Below are 11,839 nucleotides of genomic sequence, written 5' to 3'. Positions count from 1 at the left end.
GCGGAGAGGGCGTCCTGCTGTTCACCAATACGAATCTCATGGGGCGCTCCCTATTACCGTTCGCGAATAGTTTGAAAGCGGCAAAAGAACTCGTCATGTTGCGTAGAGCCACTATGAGTGACTGCTGTCCGGTTGATAAGAATGATGCGCGGCGGAACCCATAGGATGCTTCGCGACGATGTGCGGGTCGATCTCACCTGAATGAAAGTTTCTTTTGCCGGCGGGAGCGCTTCGCGGCCGATTTCGTTTTCGGCCAGGATCCACCGATATCTGTTTCAATGTGCCATCTGCGACAAGGACCACCAGGAAGATCAGTCTTCCGTTTTCGTGCTCAAGTCCCGCGCTTACTGCTTTGCCCTCGCCGCAATTTTCGGCAATTGCCACGGCGTCGGAAAGATTAATTCCTGCAGCTCTGAAGTCGACAAGCTCAACTTTGTCCTTGGCATCTAGCGCAGAGATCGGCCTTTCGATTTCCTCTCTGATTTCTCCCGTCGATGCATCGACCGTGCCCTGCCATATTTGGCCATGCCGATAGGCCTTCACTTTGTAAGCCAATCGCTCGGGCCCGCCGTCAAAGCTGGCGGCAACTGCCTTGGCGCCAATGGCACGTTTTTCCACTATCTCGATCGCGTTCTGAACGGAAATGTGAGCATCCGCAAATACCTCGATTTCTTGAAAATTCACGGCCCATTCCGCGTCTCTAGACTGCTCGGTCGAGGTGGGGCTGGTATCGGAGCTCGACGCTCGGGCCAACGTGAATGTTGAGACAGTTGATACAACAAGCAACAGAACCAGTTCTGCAGCCTTTTTGACAAACATAGTCTTCTCCTGACGAGAACTAATCATTGCTTCGTTTTCGGCTTTCGCTGCGTCCGCTCCCGTATCGTCTGGAATACGACGTAGAGCATTGGAATCAGGAAAATTCCGACGGTGCTCGCCGCCAGCATGCCGGCAAATACCGGCGTGCTGACGCTCCGGCGAGCGATTTCCGACGCACCGGCGGCCCATACCAAGGGCGCTAGGCCGAGGATGAATGCAATTGAAGTCATCATCACCGCGCGGAAGCGCTGTTGCGCGCCTAGCACTGCCGCGTCTCGGATACTCAGGCCGTGCTCGCGTTCATCCTTGGCGAACTCGATGATGAGGATGGCATTCTTGGCGGCCATCGCGATCAGCACGATGAGACCGATTTGAGCGTAGAGGTCGAGTGTCAGCTTGGCCACCAGGATTCCCGCGTACGCTCCAAGCACGCCGGTGGCAACCGACAACAGGACGGGAACGGGAATCATCCAGCTCTCGTAGAGGGCGACAAGGAATAGGAAGGCGAATAACAATGCCATTCCCAGAACAATTCCCGTCTGGCCGCTGGCCCTCTGCTCCTGAAAAGCCGTGCCGGTCCATTCGAAGCCATAACCCGGCGGCAGCGTCTTTGCCGAGACTTCAGTCATGGCGGCGAGCGCTGTGCCAGAGGCAATGCCCGTTGCCGGACTGCCGTCGATAGTCACCGAGCGATAGTTATTGTACCGCGTGATGACCTGCGGGCCGGTGACGATACGAAGAGAAGCGATGGATTGCAAAGGCACCATGGTGCCGTTGGCGTTTCGGATGTAGATGCTCCACAAATCCGACACGTCGCGCCGATTCGCCGCCTCCGCTTCTAGATTGACCTGCCATGTCCGGCCGAACAAGTTGAAGTTGTTGATGAAGTAACTGCCTAACGTAGTCTGCAGGGTAGTGAAGACGTCATTGATCGTGACGCCCAGTGCCTGGGCCTTTGCGCGGTCGATGTCGAGATAAAGCGAAGGTGCGCTTGCGCCGTACGTCGAAAACACGCGGGCGAGGCGAGGATCCTGATTGGCCGCAGCGACGAGCCCCTGCGTAACGTTTGCCATGGAGCTCGGGTCGGCGCCCTCGAAGCTTTCGAGCTGATATTCGAAGCCGCCGCCGGTCCCGAGGCCGATGACGGGCGGCAGGTTGAATGGCAGGACGGTCGCGGCGTGAACCTGCTGCACGGCGCCGAACACCTTGGCGATCAGGGCCTGGGCTGAATCGGCGGTTTTTGCGCGGTCCGCGAACGGTTGCAGCGTCGCGACCATGAACGCGCTGTTGCTGGCCGAGAAAGTATCGAGGAACGAGTAACCGATCACTGAGATCGTATCACGGACCTGCGGCATGGATTTCAAGATGGCCTCAACCTGTTCAACGGCCTCGCTGGTGCGGTTGACGGAAGCACCATCCGGCAGCTGAACGGCGATGAAGAAGGCGCCCTGATCCTCTTCGGGCAGGAAGCCAGTTGGTGTCATCCGCGCCAGCCCGGCTACACCGAGCCCGAATGCAGCAATCAGCACGATCGAGACCACCGAAAGTCGCACAATCTTGCGTATCGCGATGGCGTAGCCATCGCGCACGCCATCGATGCCTCGACTGACGAGGCCCATGACGCCGCGGCGTTGACCGGATGGCCGAAGGAACAGCGCGCAGAGCGAAGGCGACAATGTCAGCGCATTGAAGGCTGAGATCAGCATGGTCGCGATGATCGTTACCGCGAATTGTTGGAACAGCACTCCCGAGATGCCGGCTATGAAGCAGACGGGGACGAAGACCGACAGCAGAACGAGCGTGATAGCAATGATGGGCGCCGTCACCTGTGTCATGGCCTTCTTGGCAGCGTCCCCAGGAGAGAGCTCCGGCTCCTCTTCCATCACACGCTCGACATTCTCGACCACAACAATGGCGTCATCAACCACGATACCGATGGCGAGCACCATCGCCAGAAGTGAGACGGTGTTGGCCGAATAGCCGAGCGCCACCAGGATCGCGAATGCTCCGATGAGGCTCACGGGAACCGCAATGACGGGAATGAGGGTCGCACGTAGCTGCCCCAGGAAGAGGAACACCACAATGGCTACCAGAACGAAGGCCTCGAATAGGGTCTTGAGCACCTCATGGATGGTGTCGTTGACGAAGATCGTGGAATCGTAGGTAGCGCGCGCCTGCAATCCCTCTGGAAAGCGAGCGCGTACTTTATCCAGCGTAGCGTTCACAGCGGCGGCGGTCCGGATGGCGTTTGCACCGGGCGAGAGATAGATTCCAATCGCAACGGCAGGCTGGCCGTTGAGGCGGCTGTAGTTGTCGTCATTCTGTGCGCCCATTTCGACCCGTGCAACATCGCGCACGCGCAACGTGGAGCCATCGGGGTTGGCGCGCAGCACGATGGCGCCGAACTGCTCAGGACTTGCGAGCCGCCCCTGCGTCTGCACATTAAGTTGGAACTGCTGATTGTCGGGGACCGGACGCGCGCCGATGCGACCGACTGCCGCCTGAACATTCTGAGCCTGGACGGCCTTGATAATGTCGGATGGTGAAAGGCCGAGATTGTTCAACCGCTCTGTATCGAACCAGATCCTCATCGAGTAATCCAGGTTACCCAGCAGCGACGCTTGACCGACACCGGGCGTGCGTGACAGTTCGTCAATGACGTTGATCGCGGCGTAATTCGTGATGAAAAGCGGGTCGTATTTCCCAGCTTCGCTATACAGCATGACGAACTGCAATATCGAAGACGATCTCTTCTTGACGGTCAGGCCCTCGAGTTGGACCTCCTGCGGCAGTTGCGCCAAGGCGGTCTGAACACGATTGTTGACGTTGACCGTGTTGATGTCGGGATTGGTGCCGAGCTCAAAGCTTACATTGAGCGTGTACGAGCCGTCATTGCCGCTCGTGCTCTTCATGTAGATCATCTTGTCGACGCCGACGATCTGCGCTTCGAGGGGTTGGGCCACCGTCGATTCCAGGACCTCGGCGGAGGCGCCCGGATAAACCGCCGTGACCTCAACCTGGGGCGGCACGATATCAGGCAGCTGCGCGACTGGAATTCGGCTCAGGGCTAACAACCCCGCCAGAGTGATGACAATGGCGATGACGATCGCGAGCCGAGGGCGGTCGATGAAAACGGAGGAGATCATGCCTGTCAGCTCTTGCTGGCGCCCGGCGAGGCCGGCTCGACCGGCGAATTTGGTCGTACGCGCTGAATGCCCTCAACAATGATGCGCTCGCCCACCGTCAGGCCGTCGACAACGGCAGCCATCTCCGGCGTAGACTGTCCGAGGTGGACCCGACGCTGCCGGGCCACATTGTGCTCATCTGCAACATAGAGGTAGGTGCCTTGCTGATCCGCCATGATCGCAGATCGGGGCACGGCGATGACCTGCCGTGGCTGGACCGATTCGAGCAGCACGGTGACGAACTCGTCAGCCACGAGTTCGCGAAGCCTGACGCCGCCCGCGGTCTCGGACCCCAGCACGGGATTTGGAATGATGCCGCGCAATAGCAACGTGTCCGTATTTGGCGCGATCGTGTTGTCGACGAATTCCAGCTTGCCAATCTGACCATAGATCCTGCCGTCCGGCAGCCGAACGCGAATTTTCACCGCATCGAAACCGCCCTTGTCCGCATACTGCTCACGCAACTCCAATACGCGGCGCGTCGGGACGGGAAAGACGACATACATCGGGTCCTGGCTAACCACCGTCACCAAGGTGCCGGTCGTCGGATTGACCACATTGCCGATGGTCACTGACGTTCGTCCGATCCGGCCGTCGATCGGAGAACGGAGTTCGGTGTAATCAAGGTTGATGTGAGCCGTCTCAAGCTGAGCCTGCCCCGATTTCAATTGGGCAGCTGCGGTGCGTTGCATTGCATTCGCGTTGTCTACCGTCGCCTGAGTACCTGCATTTGTCTCCACCAGCCGTTTCGCACGCCAGAGCGCGATGTTGTCGTTATCGAGCTGAGCCTGGGCTTGCGCGACCACCGCCTCCTGGAGTTCGACGGCCGATTGAAAGGGTGGCCGTTCGAGGGTGTAGAGCAAATCACCTTTCTTGACCTCCGAACCTTCCACGAAGAGCTTCTTCTCCAGGAAGGCGGTGACGCGCGCTACGATGTTAACGCTATTAATCGCCTGGATTCGGCCGTTGAAGTCGTCGCTCTCGGTCATCGCTCGGCGCTCGACGGCAATCACGCCGACAACAGGCGGGGCGGGAGGCCCGGACTGTGCCATTGCGCACGGCAGGACCGGAATGATGAAAAGCAAATGAAACCCTACAAGCCGCACTAGCGCGAGGAAATTAGATGAGTGCGTGGTGAACCGGCGCCAGAATCTCGGACGCACGCGCGCAAGCGGAAGCCTTGCGATCCCCAGAATTTCCTCGAGCTGATCCGCAAACCGTCTGGCCATGGTCTTCTCCGCGCTGCAGGCCACCTAGCTCCGCTCCGCCAGACGTGACCACACGAAGTCGCAAGCTACTGCCTGCAAGTTGGCACGCCCTATTGCACATGCGGATCATCGCTGCGTCTCAAAGGATGAGTGTGACTTAGATTCCTAAGCGGCTCTATGCTCTCGTAGCGTGGAAGTCGATCGTTCGATCGTGCATCTTGCTCCGATAAGCGCGGAAGGAGCTGCCCCGCGCGAGAAGCTGCCGGCAATTCTGCCTTGCCGGCATGGTCGCAGGGCAGCTTTGAGCAGAGAACCGCCTGCACGACCGATGTCTTCAGGCTCTGCAGTTCGAATTGAAGAGGATACATCTATTAGCGGCACGCCTTAACAATGGTCGGCTGCCATGAAGGAACACGATGACTACGATGCTCATCGCAATGCGCGCCACAATCATCTTGTGGGTCACGGTCTCTCTGGGTCCCGCTCGAAATCATCTACGATGCGATCGAGCAAGAACTACAGCGCGATAGCTGCCAGTCTCGGCAATAAGCAGAGCCAATCTTTCAAAAGTTGCCCTGTCACGGCGACAAAACTCAAGTGCAGCGACACGGGCATCTGCAATCTTTGACGTTGCATTGCAAGGCTACGGACGGCGCGCTTCGTAACGCTATGGACAACCTGCGGGCGGCCGGCTCGCGAAGTGGATAATACTGGTAACGTTGGAAATGAGCGAACGCCATCTGAATGAGCCCGTTGACGGCCGGTTCGAGCGCGTCAGTCAGGCTGCTGGCTGCCACTCTCAACGCCTCAAGATAGTTGATTCGAGCCTTAGCGCCAGTTTGAGCGGCTTACTAAAGCGCTTGAGCAAAGGTGTGGCCGCTCTTCGGAGTCCGTCGTTCGCTGCCGCCATGTTTTCAATCAAGACGTTTGGGGCGGCCCTTGTCGCTCTCTACCTTGCATTGTGGCTCGGACTTGATCAACCCAAATGGGCTTTGATGACGGTGTTCATCGTCTCTCAACCCGAGAGCGGTCTGGTTCTCGCCAAGAGCGTTTTCCGCATGCTCGGGACCATCGCAGGAACGCTGGTCTCGGTGATGTTGGTTTTCGTGCTTTCTCAGTACGGAGACCTGTTCTTGACCGCGCTCGCGCTTTGGGTAGGTCTTTGTAGTTTCGCTGCACGGGCAGTGCGCAATTTTGCCTCCTATGGATTCTTGCTGGCCGGGTATACCGCAGCAATTGTCGGCTTACCCGCCGCGCTCAATCCCGCTGGGGCCTATCCGCTCCTCCTGGCGCGATTCACTGAGATTCTGCTTGGTATCGTCTGCGCTGGCCTGGTGAGCCGGCTAATTCTGCCGAGAGAACTATTGCCCGTCATCATAGCGCGGACTCGCGAATTGACTCGTCACATCGAGCGATTTGCCGAACTTGCCGTCGATTCCAATCCACGACGCAATGATCTTGGGACCGAGCGGGTCGAACTCGTCAAGGGGCTCGCGGCTATTGATGCGATGCGAGTCGCGGCGGTGTTCGAGAGCCCAGACGCTCTCCTCCTGGGCGGAGCTTTGCGGCACTGGGTTGAGGCGGCCGTGCATTTCGTTGCCGCGTCGAAAGCGGCCATGACGGTTTTCGGATCGCGCGGACCGCCGCCCCCAACGCGTGCTTGGACCCTTGGAGCACTAGTTGCCGCAACCGAAGACACCCCCTGTGGAAATGGCGCGGTGTTATCAGCCCTCGCACAAGCGGAGCGACGGCGGGTCGTTCATGATGCGCTTTTGCGCCTTCAATGCTTGAAGGTCTCGTACGATGTAGAATCCATCACGACGGCCCTAAGAGCCCCTCGCCAGCGTTGGTCGGATCCCACCCAGGCACTAGCGACCGGCCTGCGCTCGGCGCTCGCCATAATAGTCACCTCGGGGTTCTGGTTCGTTACGGCTTGGCCAAGCGGACCGATAGCAGTCATCACTGCCGGGACCGTATGCACCTTGTTCGGCGGAACGGCCCGGCAGATGCTAATTCCAGTTGCGGCCACCATAACGCTCCTAATCGCGGCCGTACCGGTCTTCGTGACCGATTTCTATTTACTGCCCGCGGCAACGGACTTTGTCGGCTTGAGCGTGGCTTTGGCACCTCTGTTGTTGGTCTGCGGCTTCCTGATGGCTACGCAGCCGATCGCTCTCCTTCCAATTGTTTACTTCGCGATCAGTTCGAACCTGAACAACAGCATGAGCTACGACGCAGTTAGCTATCTGAACACCTTGGTCGCCATTTTTTTCGGCTTTGGCGTAAGCTTCATGCTGTTTGCCGTGATTTTCCCCGAAAGCTCGCTGCGGCGGATCGGCGGCTTCCGCCGTCAGCTTCTTATCCAGCTCTGCCAATTTAGCGCCGATACACGTTTAAAACTGGAAGAATACGAACTGACACTATTTGACGAGGTAGCAGTTGCGCTCGAGCAAGATCCAAGTGCCGCCGGTGAGTACCTCAGGAGCGCGGCCGCAGTCGTGCCAACCGCTCGCGCTATCGTCAGATTAAGGGACGCTCTCGGTACAGAACAGCTTGCCCCAGACATCGGCGTCGAGGTGTCAAAGCTATTAGAGCGGATTTCGCAAACCGATATTCGTCATAGCACGACAGGTTTCGGAACTCGAGCCTGGGAAGCCCGCTTGTTGGGACGCCGCGCGCTGGCCCGAGCACGAAACACAATCGACGTCACCGAGAGCGAGGCCTTAGGGAAGGTTATCGTCGGTTGCGAGGCCCTCCGTTCGAGCCTGCTCGGGGCGCGCCTGCTTATGTCGGACAGTTGAGATGCTTGCCGAAACAGACCTCCTTGGCGCGTTCGTGCCGGTAGTCGCGATCTGGTTCGTAGGGTCATTGGTCCTCTTTGTCCCGATCGACTTGCTGCTTACGAAGTCCGGATTCTATCGATTGTTTTGGCACGCGCCCCTCGTTCGCTCTGCACTTTTCGCCATCATCTTTTCCGGCGGCGGGCTGGCACTGAGCATGAGATAACAGGAGACCAACAATGCAGACAGCCGTCCGCGTGTTACTGAGTCTGATCGTGGTAATATCGGCGTGTTTTCTCGCCTTCGATATGGCCGAATATTACCTCTACTCTCCGTGGACAAGGGACGCGCGCGTCCGGGCTGAGATCATTACGGTCGCTCCCGACGTGTCCGGCTATGTCGCAGACGTGCGCGTGCGAAACGATCAATTCGTGAAACGCGGCGACCTTCTCTTTGTCATCGACCCCGAGCGCTATCGCCTCGCGCTGGCGGATGCGGAAGCCACCGTTGCGGCGCGCTCTGCTCAACATCAAATGTTGCTTCATCAGTACGAAAGGCGATCGAAGCTGACGCCCATGCTCACGATTACGACCGAGGATCTGGAAAATTCGAAGCGGTCGGCTGAGCAGGCCGTTGCAAGCTATCAGCAATCGGTCGCCTCCCGTGATCTTGCAGCCCTCAATCTGAAGCGGACAGAGGTCCGGGCTGCGGTGAATGGATTCGTGACAAATCTGAACCTCCAGGCAGGCGACTATGCCACGCAGGGGAAAGCGGCATTGGCGCTAGTCGACAGCGACTCCTATCGGGTGGATGCCTACTTTGAGGAGACGAAGATTCCACAGATAACGGCTGGTTCGATAGCCAATATTCACCTTATGGGCGGCTCATCGATGCTGCGGGGAAGGGTCGAAAGTGTTGCGCGAGGCATCACTGACCAAGATAATAGAGATGGCCCGGAACTGTTAGCTACCGTCAATCCAACCTTCACTTGGGTTCGGTTGGCGCAACGCATCCCTGTTCGGATCCGCCTGACGGATGTTTCCCCAAACGTGCTAATCAGCGCTGGAATGACTTGCACTGTGACGCTTGAGAAGGCCGAAAAGCCCGATATTGGGAAGAGCGCTAGGAGGTTGTTGTCATCACTTCTTCCGCTCGCAAGCAACTAGCCTCCATTTGCACCCAGATTTCACCTAGGCCTGCTTAATGCGAGAGATCGATTGAGGTGCTGCGCTGACGCTTAGCGCGTTTTCAAGGTCCGGAACGCTTTCATGGGGCGGACTCGGTAGTCACCAATCGAGACGCCCCCGACGCAGAGTGGCCCTGGACGACCGCAACATTACCCCGTGCGGCGCAGCAGATCGTCGACAGGGCCAACATCCAGGTGCAGGGCACCGCGACCGGTCTTTCGATCGTGACGGCGCCAACAGGCCCGGCTTTGACCCTCTGACAACCACTGCCGCGAACCAGCAGGCCGCGCGGGGTTTGGTGGTAGCGCTTGTCTCGTCGAGCTGGCCGGGATAGCGGAGGAGAGACGAGCGCGGGTGGCGTGAACGTCGTCTCGGCTTTTGGATCGCCGGCTGTCGTTGCCGGTTTCCACAAAATGTCGCAGTGATGGGTCAATCGGTCGGGCCGCGCGATGGTCCGGCCCTACGACGGCGGCACGCGCGCGGCCATCTTGGCGCAAGCCCAAACCGATGCTGATAATGCGGAGGTCATGTCGACTCCAAGGCGGAACGATGCCCTCCATCAAATCGTGCTGTCTGACAACGCGCATCGCACGAGCCTATCCGCGTACAGCGCGTCGAACGCGCTGCCAACCGTCGCCCAGGTTACATTCGACGCGGCCCTTGCGGTCTATCGCTCTGGCGTCGGTTCCATTGCCGATTTGACGATCGCTCAGACCATCTTTTGCAGGGCCCAAATGCTTCCACGGACGCTTACAGCACCGGATTGTCGGCGGCCGCCACGCTCGCCCGTTCGACCGGCGTTCTTGGTACAGCTCCCTGATACGTCACAGATGCACTCGTGGAGGAGGAATCGACCTATTTCATGGAGGCGGCGGCGGCATCGACCGGTGCTAGGGAAGATTACGTGTCGCGACCTTGACCCATGAGAGATATTGGAGCGCAATTGTTTGCCGACTGCACAAGTCGGCAAAGTACGCCTATGTGTCTAAGAAGCTACGATGTTAGCCGTGACTATTCTTTCCCAGACTGGGCCGCCGTCGCCGTCACGGCGTGCGTCGGTCCCACGGTTTCAGCCGTCTTGGCTGATTTGGCTGCTCCTGGATTTGTTTCGGTCGCAAGCGCACTGCTTAAGAAGCGACTCTGCGCCGTTTCGGGCGTCAGCTCGACCGCCGCTGCCTGAGAGCCGCTCGGCTGAGCAATCATATCCTTGGTGACGACATTGGTCAGTCGCAATTCTTCCCGGGACAGTTCGTGCAGATCTTCCCACGGAGGCACGTTCAGCGACAGTGACAAGAGATCACCTGCGCCGCCCATGTCGAATGTGTATTTTGCGAGACGGCCGATATCGCGTTCCACGATCGTCAGATCATTTGCGCTGTAGGTTGCCGACTGTGCATCGTCAGCGCGGTCTCCCATCCAGATCTGATGCACGCGGACATGCGCCTGTTCCGGCACGTAGCGCAGAAAAACGCACATGGACTCGCAATAGGCCTCGGGCGACACGCTGGCACGCTCGCCGCGTGCGCTATGAGCAAGAACGCTCACCCCGACGGTGGTCAGCATCCCGAGCTCGCGGAAACGCCGCCCGAGCGCGATCGAGCCGTTGACGGACCCGCCGCTCGAGTCGAGTACGATGGTCGCGCCGCCGAGCTGCCGGTCGCGAGCGAACTCATCGAAATCCCTTAAACTATCCTCCATAACGATACCGACTGCGCTGACCCAGCCCAGACAACCAGGCTGGCATTCAACCCAGCTGAACTTCATTGGCAGTTTACGTTCTTCAAGGGCGCCACCGGCATGCGCCGAACCGGCCAGCATAATCGCTAAGCCGGGCAATGCGATGCAAAGGGCAGCGGTGCGGAGCAGTATCGCCCCCCTGGTTGCTGCCCAACGAGCGCGAGCAGAGACCAAATCGGATGCACGGGCCCACTCCGAGGATTCCGTCCTCAAGGCGGCAAACTGGAACAACCTTACAACGAGCACGATTCCGTAACCTTGCCCGGCTATCGGGTGGTGTTAGCCGCGTCGCGACGGCGTACATGGACCCTCGACAGCTGGTGCCGCGCTGCCGGCAGCATGGTCTGAAGGTCGAACGCTGGCCAAGGCTGATGCTTAGCACGCCGTTTCGGGCCGGGGCCACGCAGGCAGTGCACCTCGGGCCGGTAGCTGTCGCGCAGGTCCATGACTAGGTTGTGAATGACGCTACCAAAATCGCGGGCTGACTCAGCCGTACTGCGGGCAAAGCGTGCCATTTCATCTAGAATCCTCATCGGTGCACTCCCTCCCGCTATCCTATCGCTCGACCCATTGGCGGTTACTCCCCAAGCGTAGCTACGGAGAGATGGGCCAACCATTGCACCGAGGTTCATCCGTGCTGCGAATTGTGATTAGGATGCCATACCTAGGTTTGGGATCCGGCGCAGGGGCCTTGCCTTACGACCGATGGAAACTGGAACGTTGCTAGTTCGACGACATCGGTCGATCAGCCCAATAATGCTGTTCTTCTTGGCTGCTGAACTCCGAAGCATCCTCTGCAGTGCGCCGTCGCTAGTCTGAGTATGACTAGCCGTCTCAACGCTGCTTCGCCTAGGCGAAGAACCACAGAAACGCAACCAGCTCTATCGACACCAGGAGGGAGACGACCACGATGACTGCGAGGA

The 11,839-nt window shown here is 58.8% G+C and carries 7 protein-coding genes; 3 read left to right on the top strand and 4 right to left on the bottom strand.

The genetic code is table 11. The annotated features are described in order from the left end of the window. Window positions 1–111 precede the first annotated feature (111 nt). Genes ACP2YP_RS24980 through ACP2YP_RS24970 form a run of 3 tightly spaced genes read right to left on the bottom strand, consistent with a single transcriptional unit; the run spans window position 112 to window position 5,233 of the window. Entirely contained in the window at window positions 112–819 is a 708-nt protein-coding gene (locus ACP2YP_RS24980; RefSeq protein ID WP_426418941.1) for a PepSY domain-containing protein, read from the bottom strand. Window positions 820–842: 23 nt separating this feature from the next. After that, window positions 843–3,965 carry an efflux RND transporter permease subunit gene (locus tag ACP2YP_RS24975; protein WP_426418940.1) on the bottom strand — a complete coding sequence of 1,041 codons (3,123 nt, stop codon included), beginning with the start codon at window positions 3,963–3,965 and terminating at the stop codon, window positions 843–845. A 5-nt stretch (window positions 3,966–3,970) separates the two neighbouring features. Continuing rightward, window positions 3,971–5,233: an efflux RND transporter periplasmic adaptor subunit gene (locus tag ACP2YP_RS24970; protein WP_426418939.1), complete on the bottom strand. Its 1,263-nt coding sequence runs from the start codon at window positions 5,231–5,233 to the stop codon at window positions 3,971–3,973. Window positions 5,234–5,937: 704 nt separating this feature from the next. On the opposite strand from ACP2YP_RS24970, the gene ACP2YP_RS24965 reads away from it, so the two are divergent. The 3 genes from ACP2YP_RS24965 to ACP2YP_RS24955 are packed head-to-tail and all read left to right on the top strand — an operon-like array spanning window position 5,938 to window position 9,158. Beyond that, window positions 5,938–8,013 (top strand): FUSC family protein, encoded by a 2,076-nt coding sequence (locus ACP2YP_RS24965; protein ID WP_426418938.1) that lies wholly within the window; start codon window positions 5,938–5,940, stop codon window positions 8,011–8,013. A 1-nt stretch (window position 8,014) separates the two neighbouring features. Continuing rightward, entirely contained in the window at window positions 8,015–8,218 is a 204-nt protein-coding gene (locus ACP2YP_RS24960) for a DUF1656 domain-containing protein (RefSeq protein WP_426418937.1), read from the top strand. A gap of 13 nt (window positions 8,219–8,231) precedes the next feature. Further along, on the top strand, window positions 8,232–9,158 hold the full coding sequence (locus tag ACP2YP_RS24955) for an efflux RND transporter periplasmic adaptor subunit (protein ID WP_426418936.1): 927 nt from the start codon (window positions 8,232–8,234) through the stop codon (window positions 9,156–9,158). 1,032 nt (window positions 9,159–10,190) lie between these two features. On the opposite strand, the gene ACP2YP_RS24950 is transcribed toward ACP2YP_RS24955, so the two are convergent. After that, window positions 10,191–10,997 carry a hypothetical protein gene (locus tag ACP2YP_RS24950; RefSeq protein ID WP_426418935.1) on the bottom strand — a complete coding sequence of 269 codons (807 nt, stop codon included), beginning with the start codon at window positions 10,995–10,997 and terminating at the stop codon, window positions 10,191–10,193. Window positions 10,998–11,839 lie beyond the last annotated feature (842 nt).

Source organism: Bradyrhizobium genosp. A (assembly GCF_049949275.1).
In the GTDB taxonomy this organism is placed as follows: domain Bacteria; phylum Pseudomonadota; class Alphaproteobacteria; order Rhizobiales; family Xanthobacteraceae; genus Bradyrhizobium.
Note: the sequence above shows the minus strand (reverse complement) of the source record. Positions and strands in the feature narration are given on the sequence as shown.